At 71.3% G+C, this 15,681-nt stretch carries 17 protein-coding genes; 12 read left to right on the top strand and 5 right to left on the bottom strand.

What is annotated here, in order from left to right:
- Window positions 1-114: 114 nt before the first annotated feature.
- Window positions 115-1,071 carry a LysR family transcriptional regulator gene (locus tag ACIQOE_RS35425; protein WP_399008887.1) on the bottom strand — a complete coding sequence of 319 codons (957 nt, stop codon included), beginning with the start codon at window positions 1,069-1,071 and terminating at the stop codon, window positions 115-117.
- Between the two features lie 152 nt (window positions 1,072-1,223).
- Here ACIQOE_RS35425 and ACIQOE_RS35420 point away from each other — a divergent pair, with 152 nt between their 5' ends.
- Window positions 1,224-2,258: an alcohol dehydrogenase catalytic domain-containing protein gene (locus ACIQOE_RS35420; RefSeq protein ID WP_401415930.1), complete on the top strand. Its 1,035-nt coding sequence runs from the start codon at window positions 1,224-1,226 to the stop codon at window positions 2,256-2,258.
- A 124-nt stretch (window positions 2,259-2,382) separates the two neighbouring features.
- Entirely contained in the window at window positions 2,383-2,925 is a 543-nt protein-coding gene (locus ACIQOE_RS35415; protein ID WP_399008884.1) for a 2'-5' RNA ligase family protein, read from the top strand.
- A 43-nt stretch (window positions 2,926-2,968) separates the two neighbouring features.
- Here the strand turns inward: ACIQOE_RS35415 and ACIQOE_RS35410 are convergent, their stop codons facing one another.
- Window positions 2,969-3,478 carry a DUF302 domain-containing protein gene (locus tag ACIQOE_RS35410; protein ID WP_351327792.1) on the bottom strand — a complete coding sequence of 170 codons (510 nt, stop codon included), beginning with the start codon at window positions 3,476-3,478 and terminating at the stop codon, window positions 2,969-2,971.
- Window positions 3,479-3,762: 284 nt separating this feature from the next.
- Here ACIQOE_RS35410 and ACIQOE_RS35405 point away from each other — a divergent pair, with 284 nt between their 5' ends.
- The 8 genes from ACIQOE_RS35405 (at window position 3,763) to ACIQOE_RS35370 (ending at window position 12,511) form a co-directional block, all read left to right on the top strand.
- Window positions 3,763-4,164, top strand: a complete 402-nt coding sequence (locus tag ACIQOE_RS35405; protein ID WP_401415927.1) for a PPOX class F420-dependent oxidoreductase — start codon at window positions 3,763-3,765, stop codon at window positions 4,162-4,164.
- Between the two features lie 396 nt (window positions 4,165-4,560).
- Window positions 4,561-5,535: an alpha/beta hydrolase gene (locus tag ACIQOE_RS35400; protein WP_362641542.1), complete on the top strand. Its 975-nt coding sequence runs from the start codon at window positions 4,561-4,563 to the stop codon at window positions 5,533-5,535.
- A gap of 166 nt (window positions 5,536-5,701) precedes the next feature.
- A complete protein-coding gene (locus ACIQOE_RS35395; protein WP_401415924.1) occupies window positions 5,702-6,616 on the top strand; it encodes an acetoacetate decarboxylase family protein in 915 nt (304 codons plus the stop codon).
- Window positions 6,617-6,631: 15 nt separating this feature from the next.
- Window positions 6,632-8,266, top strand: coding sequence for a succinic semialdehyde dehydrogenase (locus ACIQOE_RS35390; protein ID WP_401415921.1), 1,635 nt, complete (start codon window positions 6,632-6,634; stop codon window positions 8,264-8,266).
- An 87-nt stretch (window positions 8,267-8,353) separates the two neighbouring features.
- Window positions 8,354-9,313 carry an NAD(P)H-quinone oxidoreductase gene (locus ACIQOE_RS35385; protein WP_401415919.1) on the top strand — a complete coding sequence of 320 codons (960 nt, stop codon included), beginning with the start codon at window positions 8,354-8,356 and terminating at the stop codon, window positions 9,311-9,313.
- 108 nt (window positions 9,314-9,421) lie between these two features.
- Window positions 9,422-9,955: a GNAT family N-acetyltransferase gene (locus ACIQOE_RS35380; RefSeq protein WP_351327803.1), complete on the top strand. Its 534-nt coding sequence runs from the start codon at window positions 9,422-9,424 to the stop codon at window positions 9,953-9,955.
- 211 nt (window positions 9,956-10,166) lie between these two features.
- On the top strand, window positions 10,167-11,153 hold the full coding sequence (locus ACIQOE_RS35375; protein WP_401415917.1) for a phosphotransferase family protein: 987 nt from the start codon (window positions 10,167-10,169) through the stop codon (window positions 11,151-11,153).
- On the top strand, window positions 11,150-12,511 hold the full coding sequence (locus ACIQOE_RS35370; protein ID WP_401415915.1) for an MATE family efflux transporter: 1,362 nt from the start codon (window positions 11,150-11,152) through the stop codon (window positions 12,509-12,511). The genes ACIQOE_RS35375 and ACIQOE_RS35370 overlap by 4 nt, the downstream gene beginning before the upstream one ends.
- A 24-nt stretch (window positions 12,512-12,535) precedes the next feature.
- On the opposite strand, the gene ACIQOE_RS35365 is transcribed toward ACIQOE_RS35370, so the two are convergent.
- A complete protein-coding gene (locus ACIQOE_RS35365; protein WP_401415912.1) occupies window positions 12,536-13,495 on the bottom strand; it encodes an amidohydrolase family protein in 960 nt (319 codons plus the stop codon).
- Between the two features lie 220 nt (window positions 13,496-13,715).
- On the opposite strand from ACIQOE_RS35365, the gene ACIQOE_RS35360 reads away from it, so the two are divergent.
- Together ACIQOE_RS35360 and ACIQOE_RS35355 are read left to right on the top strand one after the other, a co-directional pair.
- Window positions 13,716-14,462, top strand: a complete 747-nt coding sequence (locus ACIQOE_RS35360; protein ID WP_401415909.1) for an IclR family transcriptional regulator — start codon at window positions 13,716-13,718, stop codon at window positions 14,460-14,462.
- A gap of 143 nt (window positions 14,463-14,605) precedes the next feature.
- On the top strand, window positions 14,606-15,091 hold the full coding sequence (locus ACIQOE_RS35355) for a DUF427 domain-containing protein (protein ID WP_365555940.1): 486 nt from the start codon (window positions 14,606-14,608) through the stop codon (window positions 15,089-15,091).
- A gap of 13 nt (window positions 15,092-15,104) precedes the next feature.
- Here ACIQOE_RS35355 and ACIQOE_RS35350 read toward each other — a convergent pair whose 3' ends face one another.
- Together ACIQOE_RS35350 and ACIQOE_RS35345 are read right to left on the bottom strand one after the other, a co-directional pair.
- Complete coding sequence (locus ACIQOE_RS35350) at window positions 15,105-15,284, bottom strand: DUF6480 family protein (RefSeq protein ID WP_351327812.1); 180 nt, start codon at window positions 15,282-15,284, stop codon at window positions 15,105-15,107.
- Window positions 15,281-15,526, bottom strand: coding sequence for a hypothetical protein (locus tag ACIQOE_RS35345; protein WP_351327814.1), 246 nt, complete (start codon window positions 15,524-15,526; stop codon window positions 15,281-15,283). Before ACIQOE_RS35345 ends, ACIQOE_RS35350 begins: the two co-directional genes overlap by 4 nt.
- Window positions 15,527-15,681: the final 155 nt, after the last annotated feature.

The raw sequence follows: 15,681 nt of genomic DNA, 5'->3' as shown, positions 1-15,681 counted from the left end.
CGGAATGCGCTCGCGGATATGTCCGCGAACGGTTCGGACGAGAAAAAGGTAGGCGTCTGCGAAAGCGTCCGGTAGAGGATCTTTTGTGATGCGGATATAACCAGTGTGAATGGGTCAGGAGGAACCTGGCGGCGGCGGATCCCCGTCCCGGTCCGCACGGTTCGCGCCATCAGGCCGACGGCCGGTCGGACGACAGGCCGCCGAGTCGGCGAGGTGGCCGACGAACGCCTCCAGATCGGCACCGAGCGGGTTGTCACGGCCCCAGACCGCCTCGTAGGAGATCTCCACCGGCCGGCCGCCGCGCACCAGCGGACGACAGCCGGCGTGGTCCGCCGTCACCTTGGAGCCGGGCAGAAGGGCGGCCCCGACGCCCAGGCGCGCCCATTCGTCGAGGACCCGGTAGCTGGCGGCCTCGCCCGGATAGGTGCGCAGCGGCAGATCGGCGTCCTGGAACAGCCGCGTGGTGAAGGTGGTCAGGCCGCAGGTGTCCGGGACGAGGATGAAGTCGGCGCCGGCGGCGTCGCTCAGCTCCACAGGTCCGTCGGCGCCGGGGGAGAGGGCCGGGTCGATCACGACGACCGCCTCGGTGAAGATGGTGCGGTGCCGGTGGGCGGGCATGGCCTCCACCTCGGGCACCAGCAGCACGTCCAGCTCGCCGTCCTTGAGGGCGACCCGCAGCAGATCCAGGTCCGCCTCGCGCAGCACCAGGTCACGCGGGCGGCTCAGAGCGCGGGCGGCGCTGAAGGCGCAGCCCACCAGATCCGCGCCGATCAGCGGCGAGACACCCACGCGGATCGCCCCGGCGGCCGGGCCGATCAGCCGCCGCGCCTCGGCCGTGACCGAGTCCAGCGCCTCCAGGGCCCGGTCGATCATCGGCAGCACGCGGGCACCGTGCGCCGTGGGCGTGACGCCGCGCGGTGAGCGGTCGAACAGCTTGACGCCCAGCTCCGCCTCCAGGCGGGCCACCCCGTTCGACAGCGCCGGCTGCGTGACGCCGTAGTCGCGTGCCGCGGCGCTGAACGACCTCGTCCGGGACACGGCCTGCGCGTACCGGAGCCCTTCGATGTTCATCGTGAACCCCTTCCGGTCACAGCCCCAGGCTATAGCCGCATTCGTGATCACCTTCTACCGGACGCCGAGTACGCGTCCTACGGTGGGCGAAGCAATTCCCGCACATTTCCGTCGGGCTTTCCTACGGGGGCCCATCGTCAGGAGTGAGGAACGTGCCCCAGAAATACCGTCCCGCGCATCGCGCCGCGCAGGTGACCGAATCGGGCGGCCCATTGCGCGTCGTCGCCGTGGAGCCGCGCGAGCCGGGACCGGGCGAGGTACGACTGCGGGTGAAGGCGTCCGGCATCTGCGGGGCCGACGCGGGCATGGCCGCGCACCCGTCACCCGCCTACGGCTTTCCGATCACTCCCGGACACGAGGCCGCCGGGGTCGTCGCCGCGGTGGGCGAGGGTGTCGCGGGCTGGGCGATCGGGGAGCGGGCCGCTGTCGGCTGGTTCGGCGGTTCCTGCGGGCACTGCCCCGCCTGCCGTTCCGGCGACGTGGTCCGCTGCGCGGAACGCCGGGTTCCCGGGCTCAGCTACGCGGGCGGTTGGTCCACCACCGTCACGGTCCCCGCCACCGCCCTCATCCGTGTCCCCGACGGCCTCTCCTTCGAGGAGGCCGCGCCGTTCGGCTGCGCGGGCGTGACCACCTTCAACGCGCTGTGGCACGGCGGGGCGGAGCCGGGCGACCGGGTCGCCGTCCTCGGAATCGGCGGACTGGGCCACCTCGCCCTGCAGTTCGCCGCCGCCATGGGCTTCGAGACGGTCGCCATCGGCCGCGGCGAGGACAAGCGGCAGGCCGCGCTCCGCCTCGGCGCGCACCACTACGTCGACGGTGCGGCCGAGGACGCCGGCAGGACTCTGCGCGTGATGGGCGGCGCCCGACTGATCCTCTCCACGGCCTCCAGCGGCAAGCCGCTCGCCGCTCTCGTCGACGGTCTCACACCGCACGGCCGGCTCACGGTCGTCGGCTTCGACGGAACGCCTCTGCAACTGCCGCTGGACAAGCTGGTGATGCACGCCCGACACGTCACCGGGCACGTCACGGGCAGCCCGCTCGACACCGAACAGGCCATGCGCTTCGCCCTGGCGACCGGGGTACGCCCGCAGGTGCGGACCGCGCCGCTGGACGAGGCGGCCGAGGCACTGAAGATCCAGCAGTCGGGACAGGCCCGCTTCCGCATGGTCCTCACCACGGGCGACTGAGTGCGCCCGTACGAGGCACCTCGGTCCGTCACCTCCGTGCACGGGCGGTGCTCCGTCCCCGCTGGGCCCAGCGGGGAAGCCGGAGTGCTCCCCGCCGGTCGCCGGCGGCTGGTAGACAGATGCGATGGCGGACGAGGACGCGCAGGCATTCCGGGCGGGACAGTCGGGGCTGATCGTGAGGGTTCCGGAGGCGGAGCCCTTGGTGGGACCGTGGCGTGACACGCTTGACCCTTCCTCCCGCGCGGGCGTTCCGGCCCACGTCACGGTGCTCTTCCCGTTCCTCGACGCGAACCGCGTGGACGAGCGGGTCCGCCGTGCGATCGGCGAGGTGGTGGGCGGGCAACAGCCCTTCGAGGCGCGGTTCGAGCAGTGCGGCAGGTTCCCCGGAGTGCTGTATCTCGCCCCCGATCCGGACACCGGCTTTCGGCGCCTGACGGAGGCGATCGTGGAGCGGTGGCCGGAAAACCCGCCCTTCGGTGGGCAGTTCGACGACGCCGTTCCGCATCTGACCGTCGCCCAGGGCCAGACGGAGGCCGTGATGAGGAAGGCCGAGGCGGATCTGCTCGCAGGCCTGCCCGTCGTCGCGCAGGTCTCGGCGGTCGAGTTGCTGGTGCACGACGGGACACGCTGGCGGAAGCGAGCCACGTTTCCGCTGGGGCGGACGTGATCACGCGGCTCCGCACGCGTCGGTTCCGCGGCGGGCCGTCTGGCTACGCGAAGTCCGCTTCGGCGTCCACGCCGCACAGGCGGAGGAGTTCGATCACGTACCTGTCGAGGACTTCACCGACCTGTGTCACTTCCGCGTTGCCGAGGCTGCGGAACTCGTCGCTCGGGCGGTGCATCGTGAAGATCGCGTCGCCGTTCTCGTCGCTGCGGACCAGCATGCGCAGCGGCGCGTACAGCAGGGCGCGAGGATCGTGACGGAACATGCTCTCCGCGATGACGTGGTTGCCGATGAGGTACTCCGTGGAGCGGACCGACCCGCCCGCCAGCTTGAGGGCCGGAGTGGCGTTGATCCTCCAGTAGCGGATCAGGTGGTGCGGAGCCTCGGCGGCCATGGCGTCACGGACGTCGTCCCAGCTGCCGCCCTCCTCGTCGATCAGTTCGAACACACCTGGGTCGAAGGGCGGTGCGGCCTTCTCCAGCGCCGTGACGAACTGCGCGTAGGGCACGCCCGTGTGGACGTCGACGCGTGTGACGGTGTGGGTCTCGCTGGGCATGTCTGCTCCGTTCGTGCGTCCCCCTCGCCGGCACCGGCACCGGCTCGTCGTCCGGGGTTCCGCTCAGGCGGCGCGCATACCTTTCGACCGTAGATCCCGTCCATGACGCGGGCAAACGCGGCGGATGAGGACGAGGACCAGGCCTGGCAGGCCGCCACCGGCCTGTCCGTCGTCCGCCCGTGTGGTGGCGTGCGGTGCGCGCCGGCCGGGGCCGGACGTGGACCGGTCGGCACGCATGACTACCGTGGGCGCCGTACTCACCTGCTCTACCCCTGGAGATCTCCGTGTCCGTGCCTCTCGGCGAGGACGTGCTGACGCTGCTGCGACGCCCCAGCACCTGCTACATCGCCACGACGATGCCCGACGGCTCGCCCCAGCTCACCCAGACCTGGGTCGACACCGATGGTGAGCACGTCTTGATCAACAGCGTGGAATCGCATCAGAAGACCCGGAACATCGCGCGTGATCCGCGGATCGCCCTCGCCGTCTCCGATCCCGCGGACCCGTCCTCGTACGTGCAGATCCGCGGCCGGGTGGTGCGGGTGACCACCGAGGGGGCGGTCGAGCACATCGAGGCGCTCGCGCAGAAGTACCTCGGCGGGCCCTACCCGTGGTTCGGCGGCCGCGACCAGGTGCGCGTGATCTACCTGATCGAGCCCGAACGGATCACGAGCCCCCGCGGCTGAGTTCTCGGACTACCGTCGAAGCCGCCAGGGTCGATCGTCTCCAGTGCCTCGGGGGTGTCCAGCCGGCTCTGGATGGTGGCTGCGGACACGACGAACCGGACCGTGGTCCTGCGCCTCTCCTCCAGATGTATGTATGCAGATGTATGTATGCATCGCTTGCATGTGGAGCGTGGAACGCCAAGCAGGCAGTGTCGACACTCCTTCCGGTACGGGTGGCGCGCGCCCGCGGGGGCCGGCACTTCCTGGCCGGGGCCGCGGGTGGCGGTTGCGCGCCGTGGTGGGTGCGCCGACGATGGGGCGGGGAGGCTCGTCCCGGGGGGTGTCCGTCACTGTGGGCGGCCGGTGCGCCCGGCCGCATGACCGGGCCCACCGGGCCCGAGACATGGAGTGGTGAGCGTGACCGATCTTCCGCCGCCGATCACCCCGTACCTCGAACCCGCCGCGAAGGAGCTGACGGAGGCGACCGACCCGCATCCGCGGATCTACGAGGTCCCGCCGGAGAAGGGCCGCGACATCCTCCTCGGCCTGCAGAGCGACACGAGCGTGCCCCGCCCCGACGTCGACGAGGAGTGGGTGGACGTCGACGCCGGCGAGTGGGGCACGGTCCGCACCCGCATCATCCGGCCCAAGGGCGTCACCGGGCCGCTGCCGGTGGTGTTCTACATCCACGGTGCCGGCTGGGTCTTCGGCGACGACAAGACCCACGACCGCCTCTTCCGCGAACTGACCGTCGGAGCGAACGCGGCGGGTGTCTTCCCGGTCTACGACCGTGCGCCGGAAGCGAAGTACCCCACGCAGGTCGAGCAGAACTACGCCGTGGGCCAGTGGGTCGTGAAGCACGGCTCGGAACACGGCCTGGACACCTCGCGGATCGCCGTCGCGGGCGAGTCGGTCGGCGGCTGCATGTCGGCGGTCTTCGCGCTGATGAACAAGGAGCGCAACGGCATCGACCTGAAGGCCCAGTGCCTGCTCTACCCGGTGACCAACGCCGACTTCGACACCCCGTCCTACCACCAGTTCGCCGAGGGCTACTACCTCACCCGTGACGGCATGAAGTGGTTCTGGGACGCGTACACCAGCGACGACTCCCAGCGTGCCGAGGTGCACGCCTCTCCGCTCCAAGCGCCGCTCGAACTGCTGCGGGGGCTGCCCACGACTCTCGTGATCACCGACGAGGCGGACGTGCTGCGCGACGAGGGCGAGCAGTACGCCAACAAGCTGCGCGAGGCGGGCGTGGACGTCACCGCGGTCCGGGTGGCGGGCATGGTCCACGACTTCATGCTCCTGGACAGCCTGCGCGACACGCGGGCCGCCAACATCGCTCGCAAGATCTCCGTCGACTTCCTGAAGACGGCGCTGCACGGCGGCTGAGGCTGCCGCAGGGACTCGTGAGCCGGGTCCGCCGGTACCCCGCGGGGTACCGGCGGACCCGGCTTCGTCGTTCTCGGGGTGCTCCCCAGGGTCGGTGTTGACGGTGCTCACATGCGGGTCTACTCTCATGTAATCACCGTCAACATCTGAGCCAGGGAGCCGCCTCATGCCCTCGCCCCAGCAGGAAACAGTCAAGGTCGATCTGGGAGGCCGTACGGTCACGGTCCCCAAGGGCGGTCTGTACGACCGCTACCGGATGGACACCGATCTGGACGAGGTCGCCCGCGACCCGCGCGTCAGCGGCGTCGACTTCTTCCGGCCGCTGCCCAAGACCAGGGTCGAATCCCCGATCGGCGCCACGCTCACCCCGAACTTCTACTACCGCATCTCCACCGCCCGGATCACGATGCTCGCCCGCTCCCGCGCGATCCGCTCCCGGCTGCCCGGGGAACTGGCACCGCTGGAGGTGGCGCCCGGACTCGGCCTCGTCTCGGTCATGTTCTTCCGCTACGACGTGTGCGACATCGACTTCTACACCGAAGCCGCCGTCGGGATCGCCGTGAAGCCGGCCCGGCACGGAAAGCTCGGCTTCGTCGACCTGGTCGCCGCACTCAAGAACGAACACCTCGACTCGTACGTGCTGTCCCTGCCAGTGAGCACGGAGATAGCCCAGGTGCGCGGCCACGACGGATACGGATTCCCCAAGTGGGTCACCGCCCTCGACGTCGACATCGACGCCCGGCGGACGACCGCGCACGTGGCCAACGACCACGGCGGCACCGATCTGGCGCTCTCCGCACCCACACCGGGCCAGACCGCCTACCCGAGCGGCAGCCGGGTCTCGGCCCTCACCTCGTACACGTCGATCGGCGACGCGTGGCACTCGACGCTGAGCCAGACCAACATCCTGTCGGCGGGCACCGAGTTGGTCCCGCGCAAGCTCGCGCTGCGGGTGGGGGAGGGGCGGATGGCCGACGACCTGCGCTCCCTCAGGCCGGTCCGCACGATTCAGTTCGACGTCGTCACCGAGGGGCAGCTCGCTCTGCACATGCCGGTCCCGACCTCGGTCCGCGGCCGGTAGGACAGGAGCGCTTCCATGACCACCGAGCACACGGTCCCCTCCGCCGCCGGGACCCGCCCGAGCGCCGCCCCTCCCGCTGCCGCGTCCCACGGTTCCGTCCTGCCCGCGTCCCTCACCGCGACGAGGATCGCGCGGCTGGCGGAACTCGCCGTCGCCGCACCCGGATCAGCCCGGGTCACCACCAACGCCCCGTACACCGGGGCCCCGTTGGCCGACCTGCCGGTTGCCACGCCGGGTGACGTGGCGGACGCCTTCGCCCGCGCCCGCATCGCCCAGAAGGCCTGGGCCGCCCTCTCGTCGAGCCGCCGGAAGCAGGTCCTGCTGCGCTTCCACGACCTGGTGCTCGCCCGCCGGGACGAGGCGCTGGACCTGATGCAGGCGGAGAACGGCAAGACCCGCCGCGACGCGCTCCTGGAGGTGGCCGACATCGCGATCACCTCCCGCTACTACGCCCGCACCGCCGCGAAGTACCTGGCGCCCAGGCGGCGTCGCGGGGCGATCCCGGTGCTGACCCACACCACCGAACTGCGCCACCCCAAAGGCGTCGTCACGGTCATCTCCCCGTGGAACTACCCCCTGAGCATGGCCGCCGGCGACGCGGTCGCCGCCCTGATGGCCGGCAACGCCGTCGTCCAGAAACCCGACACACAGACCGCGTTGACCGCCCTGTGGTCCCTGGACCTGATGCGCGAGGCCGGTCTCCCGTCCGGGGTGTGGCAGATGGTGGTCGGACGCGGCAGCTCGATCGGCGACGCGCTGATGGACAACGCCGACTACGTGATGTTCACCGGCTCCACCGCCAGCGGACGGAAGATCGCGAGCGATGCCGGGCGGCGCCTGATCGGCGCGTCCCTCGAACTCGGCGGCAAGAACGCCATGATCGTCCTGGACGACGCGGACATCGACAGGGCAGCCGACGGCGCGGTGGCCGCCTGCTTCCCCTCGGCGGGCCAACTCTGCGTCTCCGTCGAGCGGTTGTACGTGGCCGAGTCGATACGCGACCGGTTCGTCGCCGCGTTCGCCGCCCGTACCGGGCAACTCAGGGTCGGTGCCGCCTACGACTACAGCATCGACGTCGGCAGCCTCACCACCCCCTCCCAGCTGCGGACCGTCACCGAGCACGTCGACGACGCGGTGGCCAAGGGTGCGACCGTCCTGGCCGGGGGCAAGGCGCGACCTGACCTGGGCCCGCTGTTCTACGAGCCGACCATCCTCACCGACGTCACCCCGGACATGACCCTGTGCGAGCACGAGACGTTCGGACCCGTCGTCTCGGTCTACTCCTACCGTGACGTCGACGAGGCGATCGCCCTGGCCAACGCCTCCCCGTACGGCCTCAACGCCAGTGTCTGGTCAGGCAACGGGGCTCGCGGCCGTGCCGTCGCGGCCCGCGTGCACGCCGGCACCGTCAACGTGAACGAGGCGTTCGCCGCCGCGTGGGGCAGCGTCGACGCGCCGATGGGCGGCATGGGCGACTCCGGTCTCGGCCGGCGGCACGGAGCCGACGGCATCCTCAAGTACACCGAGCCGCAGACCGTCGCCCACCAGCGCGTCCAGGGATTCACGCCACCGGCGCGCATCAGCCCCGAGACCTGGGCCACGCTGCTGACGGGCGCGCTGAAGGTCCTCAAGGCGACCGGCGTCCGCTGAGACGACGGCGCCGAGGCAACACAGGGGATGCGCGGGCGCCCCGTACGTCCGCAGAAGCCCCTGGCCCCATCATATGAACGGAGCATCATGAAGGCAGTATCGATCAAGGAACCCGGCGGCCCCGAGGTCCTGGAGTGGATCGAGGCCGAGGACCCGCGGCCCGCGGCCGGTGAGGTGGTCGTCGATGTGGCGGCCAGCGCCCTGAACCGGGCGGACGTCATGCAGCGCCTGGGCCTCTACCCGCTGGCGCCCGGTACGTCGCCGTATCCGGGGCTGGAGGCGTCGGGCCGCATCAGCGCCGTCGGCGAAAGCGTGACCGGCTGGCAGGTGGGCGACGAGGTGTGCGCGCTGCTGACGGGCGGCGGCTACGCGCAGAAGGTCGCCGTCCCCGCCGGGCAACTGCTGCCGGTGCCCGAGGGCATCGGCCTGGTCGAGGCGGCGGGCCTGCCCGAAGCGGTGGCCACGGTCTGGTCCAACATCGTGATGACCGCCGGACTGAAGAGGGGCGAGACCCTTCTCGTGCACGGCGGGGCCGGAGGCGTCGGCACCGCGGCGATCCAGATCGCCAAGGCGCTCGGCGCACGGGTCGTCACCACGGTCGGCGGACCCGAGAAGGTCGCACGGGCGCGGGAACTGGGCGCCGACGTGGCCGTCGACCACCGGACCGAGGACTTCGCCGAGTCCGGCCCGTACGACGTGATCCTCGACGTCGTCGGCGGCGACTACCTCGAACGCAACGTCCGCTCCCTCGCCGCCGACGGTCGCCTGCTCGTCATCGGCCTGCAGAACGGCCTGGAGGGCAACCTCAACCTCGCCGAACTGGTCTTCAAGCGCGCCTCCGTACACGGGACGACCCTGCGCACCCGGTCCAAGGAACAGAAGGCGGCCATCATCGCCGACGTGCGGAAGCACGTCTGGCCGATGATCGAGAACGGCGCCGTGCGCCTGCTCATCGACCGGACCGTCCCCATGGCCGAGGCCGCCGAGGCCCACCGCCTCATGGAGACCGGCGGCCACCTCGGCAAGATCCTCCTGGTGAACAGCTAGAGGGTCGATGACACCACGAGGCTGCCCCACGTCGAAGGGGCCCCACGTCCGTGGCCGGGCGCCCAGGCGATTACCCATGACGTCGCCGCCTTCGGCAGGATGAGCCGCATGACCGAAATTCACACACCCCGCCTTCTCCTGCGCCGCTGGCATGACGACGACCTCACCTCCATGGCGGACATCAACGCGGACCCCAGGGTCATGCGCTGGGTCGACGACGGTTCGGTGTACGACCTGGACCACACGGCGGAAGCCATCGAGGAGTGGGAGGAGGAGTGGGACGAGGAGGGCTTCGGGCTCTTCGCCGTCGAACTGCTCGCCTCGGGGGAACTGGCCGGATTCACCGGGCTGTCCGTCCCGCACTTCCTGCCGCAGGTGATGCCCGCGGTGGCGATCAGCTGGCGGCTCGGCGCACAGTTCTGGGGGCAGGGGTACGCGTCCGAGGCCGCCCAGGCAGCGCTGGAATTCGCGCTCCAGGACCGTGGTCTCGACCGTGTCATCAGTATCAGCCGCGTGGGCGACACGGCCTCCGAGAATGTCATCCGCAAGCTGGGCATGGCACCGGAACGGGAGACCGCACACCCGGTGCACGGCTATCCGCTGCACGTCCACGCCATCGATCTCACCGAGTTCCAGGCGTGACCCCACCGAGCCGTGTCCAGCCGGGAGCCGCGCGGACGGGTGCACCCGAGCCCCTGGTGTGAAGCCGCTGCCGCCCACGCACCGCCCGTGTTCAGGGATCAAGCCATGTGGTGTCATACGCGTGGAACGGCTGCGTCCGCAGCGCCGGTCGCTCGTCAGGGAGCCAACTCCCCGGTGCGGCCGGCCCTACGGCGGGAACAAAGGGGCACGCGTGGAGAGCATCACCAAGAACAGGCAGTCGCCGGACGCCCTGCGGGCCATGGTCGAGCGCGCCTACGGCACCGACCGGGTGCCGGCCGGCGACGGCTGGGCGAGCGAGCTGGGACACGGCTGGTTCAACGTGGCCTACCGCATACGCCTGCGTGACGGCGCCGAGGTCGTTCTGAAGATAGCCCCGCCGCCGCAGGTGGAGGTGATGACCTACGAGCGCGGCGCGATGTCGACCGAACTGGCCACGCTGGAGCTTCTGCGCACACACACCTCCGTGCCCGTGCCGACCGTCGACTTCGCCGACCAGAGCCACGAACTGTGCGACGCCGACTACTTCTTCATGCCGTACATCGACGCCGAGAACCTCGGGATCATCGCCAAGACGCTTCCCACCGCCGACCACGACGCCTACATGGAACAGGTAGGCGCCGCCAACCGGGAGATCAACTCGCTGCGCGGCACGGCGTTCGGACCCCTGGCCGGACCTGGCGATCCCAGCTGGCGCCGGGTGTTCACCGGCATGTTCGAAGACGTCCTGCGTGACGGCGAGCGCCGGGGCGTGGACATCGGATGGGACTACGACACGGTCCGGGCGGTCCTGGCCGAACACGCCGCCGGCCTCGACGAGGTCACCGAACCGCGTCTGGTCGAATGGGACCTCTGGGACAGCAACGTCATGGTCCGCGACGGCAAGCTCGTCTGCGTCATCGACCACGAACGGGCCTTCTACGGCGACCCGTTGATCGAGGCGGGATTCACCGGCAGCCAGCTGTCCGCCTTCGGCGACCCGGCGGCCTTCATGCGCGGCTACGGCCAGGGCGAGCTGACCGCGACCCAGCAGGTCCGCCGCAACCTGTACGGCCTGTACCTGATGCTGATCATGGTCATCGAGACCGTCTTCCGCGCGCACGCCGACACCACCCAGTACGACTGGGCCCGCCCGAAGCTCGACGAGGCCATGGCGTCGCTGGGCCGCACCCGCCGTTGACCGGCACACGCGTCGCCGCCGGCCCCGACACCAGCACCACCCGGCTCGGCACCGAGCCGGTGGGCCGGCTGCTGTGGCGCGCCTGCGCCCAGACGACCGCCGCGGTCGGCGTGTACGGCGTCTACGCCCTGACCAACGCTTGGTTCGTCGGCCACGGCGTCGGCGACGACGCGATGGCCGCGGTCAACCTCGCGGCCCCGCTGCTGCTGTTGCTCGGCGCGGTGTCCACCACCGTCGGCGCGGGCGGCGCCTCCCTCGTCTCCCGCGCTCTGGGCGCGGGCGACCGGGACGCCGCCGCCCGGGCGACGGGCAACTCCTTCGCCCTGTTCTGGATCTGCGCCGCCGCCACCACCGGACTGGGACTGGCCTTCCTCGACCCGCTGCTCGCCCTGCTCGGCGCCCACGGCGAACTGCGCGAGATCGCCCGCCCCTACGCCGTGGTGCTGCTGTGCGGGGCGATGGTCTCCACCGGCTTCTCCAGCCTTGTACGAGCAGAGGGCCGCACCGGCTATTCCACGCTGCTGTGGGTCGTCGCCGTCGCCGTACAGATCACCCTGGACCCGCTGCTGATCTTCGGATGCGGCCTCGGCGTGCGTGGCGCGGCTCTGGGAACCGTCGGCGGCCAGGCCGTCTCCGCGGCGATGAGCCTGTGGTTCTTCTTGCGCAGACGCGGACGCCCGTACGCCATCGGCCTTCGCGACCTGCTGCCGCACGGCCCGACCCTCAGGGCCCTCCTCGCCGTCGGCCTGCCGTCCTTCCTGGCCGGAACGGGCATCACCGTGCTCGCCGTCCTGGTGAACACCACCCTGGCCGCCACCGGATCGGCCACCGCCCTGGCCGCCTACGCCGTCTGCGCCCGTCTGCAGACCTTCGCGACGATGCCGCACACCGGTATCGGCCAGGGCCTGCAGCCCATCGTCGGCTACAACACCGGCCGCGGCCTCCACCACCGCGCCCTGCGCGCCCGCGACCTCGCCCTGCGCGGATCCCTCTGCTACGGACTGCTCACCGCGGTCGCGCTCGCCCTGCCGGCCCGGCCCCTCGCCGCCGTCTTCCTGAAAGACGCGGCCGCCGTCGCCACCGCCACCCAGGCCCTGCGCGTCCTCGTCGTCGGTCTCGCCGTCGCCGGCATCGGCCCGCTCGTCGCCGCCTACGCACAGGCACTGGGCCGCCCCCTGCCCGCCTACCTCCTCAGCCTCGGCACCCTGCTCCTGATCAAAGTGCCCCTCGTCGTCGCCCTGGGCCGGCTCGGCGTCGACGGCGTCTGGGCGGCCCTCGTCACCGGCGAGCTGGCCACCGCCGTGGCAGCCCTCCTGTGCCTGCGCCACCTGCGTTCCACCACACCCACGGATCCTTGAGGCGGCCGCGGCGCGCGACCGTGGTCAGCGGGTGGCGGCCGAGAAGAGACGGAGCGCGTTGCCCGTGGTCAGATCGCGCCAGGACCCGGCGCCGGACGGACCGGGCGCGGAGTCGACCGAGGCGACCTGCGCGAGGACGGCCTCGACGGGTGTCCAGCAGTAGTCGCTTCCGTAGAGGAGCCGCTCGGTCCCGAAGGCGGCGTCGAAGGCCGGGACCTGGCGGGGGAAGGGCGTACCGGCCACGTCGTACCAGAGGCGGCCGAGCTGATCGATGACGCTCGGCCCGTCCGCGGGGCCGCCGCCGAGGTGGGTGCGGAAGAGTTCCATCCGGTCGGCCAGCAATGGCAGGGCTCCTCCGCCGTGGGTGAGGATCCACCGGATGCGCGGCCGGCGGGCGAGGACGCCACGGAAGAGCAGGTCACTCGCCGTACGGGCGGTGTCGAACAGGAACTCCAGCATCGGCCGGGGACGGCCGAGGGCGAGGTCGCCCGCGTGGGGCGGCGAGGTGGGGTGGACGAAGACGACGGCACCGCGTCGGTCCAGCTCCTCCCAGAGCGGTTCGAGGCGCGGATCACCGAGGTAGACGCCGTGGTGGTTGCTCTCCACCGTGACGCCGTCCGCGCCCAGGACGTCGAGCGCGTGGGCGGCCTCGACGAGCGCACCCTCCACGTCGGGCAGCGGCAGGGAGGCGAAGTGGCCGAACCGTTGCGGGTGCCGGGCGTGGACGAGGGCGCCGAACTCGTTGACCTCGCGGGCCAGCGCGCGGGCCGCCCCGTCGTTCCCGAAGTGCACACCGGGGGAGGAGACCGACAGGTAGGACTTCTCGATCCCGGAACGGTCCATCAGGCCGAGGTGCTGTTCCACGCTCCAGGAAGGCCAGCCGGGCATCCCGTCGGGATGCTCCACCCCGGCGGACCGGGCGGCGGTCACGTACCCGTCGGTGAGGAAGTGCGCGTGGACGTCGACGAGTCCGGTGGACGGCATATGAGGTCTCCTTCGCTCCGGGAATCCCGCGGGGCCGTGCTCGGGTACTCCGGCGCCGCCTGCCGCGGGTGACTACGGACGCCACGTTAGGAAGCGGGCCGTTCATTGGCATCGTCCATTCCGATGAATGGAACATGATGAGGGGAACGGGAAAGGGACGGCGGTGTCGGAGAGCGGTGCGCGGCGCAGGGGCGGAGGGCGGCCGCCCGAGGGGCAGCCGGTGATCGAGAGGGCCTTCGCCCTGCTCGCCTCCTTCGACGGCGACCACCGTGCGCAGACGCTCGCCGAACTCGCGCAACGGAGCGGCATCCCCCGCAGCAGCGCGCTGCGACTGGCCCGCACCTTGACGAGCGTGGGTGCCCTGGAGCGCCTGGAGGACGGCCGCTACGTCGTCGGGCTGCGGCTCCTGGAGACCGCGTCCCTGGCACCGCGCGGCCACGGGCTGCGGGCGGTGGCGATGCCGTACATGGAGGATCTGTTCCACGTCACCCGCCAGCACGTGCTGCTGGCCGTGCGGGACGCCGGGGAGGCGCTGCTCGTCGAACGGCTGTCGGCGCGGGACGCGAGCCCGGTCCGCTACCGCGTGGGCGGCCGTCTTCCGCTGACCTCGACCGGGGTCGGCCTGGTGCTGCTCGCCTTCGCGCCGCCGTCCGTGCAGGAGGAGGCCGTGGCCGCCCACCGCCCGGAGCGCGGCGACGACGACATCCGTACGCTCGACGACCTGCGCCGGGTGCTCGCGGAGATCCGGCGCGGGGACCACGCCGTGGGCCGCCAGGACCGGCCCTGGCCCGTGATCACGGTCGCCGCTCCGGTCCGGGACGGCAAGGAGGTGGTGGCCGCCCTGTCGGTCGTGGCACCGGACACGGGTCCGGGAACCCCGGCCTTCGGTCCTGCCGTACGGGCGACGGCGCGGGCGATCTCCCGCCTGCTCGCCGAGGACAGCGGCCGCGCGGCCCCACCCGAATGACCGGTCTCCGAAGCCAGCCGCCGGTCCGGGGCCGACCACGGCGGCCTCCCCTTCGACGTCGAATCTCCGGGCGGATCGCATCCGCCCCGGGGGTACCGGTGGAATACAGAGCAGTCCGCTGACCGCCCCCGAGGAGGCCCGTCATGCCCTCACACGAGATGCCGCCGACGGAGTCGGTGTGGGACTACCCGCGGCCACCCGCCCTGCGCCGCGACTCACGGCGGATCGTCGTCGAGTGCGCCGGAGAGATCGTCGCCGCCACCACCGGGGCGCTGAAGATCCTGGAGACCAGCCATCCGCCGGTCTTCTACGTCCCGCCGGAGGACGTCCGCACCGACCTGCTCCGTGCGGCCGCCCATCACAGCTGGTGCGAGTGGAAGGGAGGCGCCGAGTACTGGGACGTCGTCGTCGGACCGGACATCCGCCTGCTCGCGGCCTGGAGCTACCCGGCACCCCGTCCTCCCTACGAGCAGCTCGTCGGCCACTTCGCCTTCTACGCGGGGAGGGTGGACCGCTGTACGGTGGCCGGCCACACGGTGCGGCCGCAGGAGGGCGACTTCTACGGCGGCTGGATCACCCCCGAGGTCAGGGGACCGTTCAAGGGCGGCGACCGCACCGGCGGCTGGTGATCGGTTCCCGGTGTCACAGGTCGATGAACCGGACGGCGAAGAACGCGGCCACCAGCAGGCACCCGATGACGATCAGGGCCAGCCAGAAGCGAGGGTGTTCCCAGATCCCTCCGTCCGGCTGCTCGGGGTGGGCTTCCGCGGTCGATCCCTCGGCCGGGGGAGTCTCTTCAGGTGGGCGAAGCGCGTCCGTCATGAGACCGCGTCCTTCGCGCCGAGGCGTTGCTCCCGCTCCTCGTAGTTGGCCAAGGCCAGTCCGAGGGCGAAGAAGGTGGGCGCCCACTCGCCGACGAATATGCCCCAGCGGTCGGCGCGCTCAAGGTCCTCCGTCCTGCTCGATGTCAGCCAGGAGACGAGCGAAAGACCGATCGAGGCGGTCGCCGCCATGTAGGCGTGCTCGCTGGTGACGCCTGCGTCGTGGAGCTTCTGCACGACCATGATCACTCCCGATGTGACAGAAACGGTGATGGAGGCATTCGGTCGGAATGCGTCTTACCTGTCTCTTCGGGAGTGATAGGAGCTTTGGATGCATTGCGGATCGGCCCGGGAAGCCGGCCGCCGCCGCGGCGGCGCAGGCTCGCGGGTGTGGTGTG

This window comes from Streptomyces sp. NPDC091282 (assembly GCF_044757385.1).
GTDB classification, from domain to species: Bacteria; Actinomycetota; Actinomycetes; order Streptomycetales; family Streptomycetaceae; genus Streptomyces; species Streptomyces gramineus.
Note: the sequence above shows the minus strand (reverse complement) of the source record. Positions and strands in the feature narration are given on the sequence as shown.

Coding starts and splice junctions, on each gene's coding strand:
- ACIQOE_RS35425 (WP_399008887.1), bottom strand. CDS start 1,071: ATGAACATCGAAGGGCTCCGGTACGCGCAGGCCGTGTCCCGGACGAGG.
- ACIQOE_RS35415 (WP_399008884.1), top strand. CDS start 2,383: ATGGCGGACGAGGACGCGCAGGCATTCCGGGCGGGACAGTCGGGGCTG.
- ACIQOE_RS35410 (WP_351327792.1), bottom strand. CDS start 3,478: ATGCCCAGCGAGACCCACACCGTCACACGCGTCGACGTCCACACGGGC.
- ACIQOE_RS35395 (WP_401415924.1), top strand. CDS start 5,702: ATGCCCTCGCCCCAGCAGGAAACAGTCAAGGTCGATCTGGGAGGCCGT.
- ACIQOE_RS35390 (WP_401415921.1), top strand. CDS start 6,632: ATGACCACCGAGCACACGGTCCCCTCCGCCGCCGGGACCCGCCCGAGC.
- ACIQOE_RS35385 (WP_401415919.1), top strand. CDS start 8,354: ATGAAGGCAGTATCGATCAAGGAACCCGGCGGCCCCGAGGTCCTGGAG.
- ACIQOE_RS35380 (WP_351327803.1), top strand. CDS start 9,422: ATGACCGAAATTCACACACCCCGCCTTCTCCTGCGCCGCTGGCATGAC.
- ACIQOE_RS35365 (WP_401415912.1), bottom strand. CDS start 13,495: ATGCCGTCCACCGGACTCGTCGACGTCCACGCGCACTTCCTCACCGAC.
- ACIQOE_RS35355 (WP_365555940.1), top strand. CDS start 14,606: ATGCCCTCACACGAGATGCCGCCGACGGAGTCGGTGTGGGACTACCCG.
- ACIQOE_RS35350 (WP_351327812.1), bottom strand. CDS start 15,284: ATGACGGACGCGCTTCGCCCACCTGAAGAGACTCCCCCGGCCGAGGGA.
- ACIQOE_RS35345 (WP_351327814.1), bottom strand. CDS start 15,526: ATGGTCGTGCAGAAGCTCCACGACGCAGGCGTCACCAGCGAGCACGCC.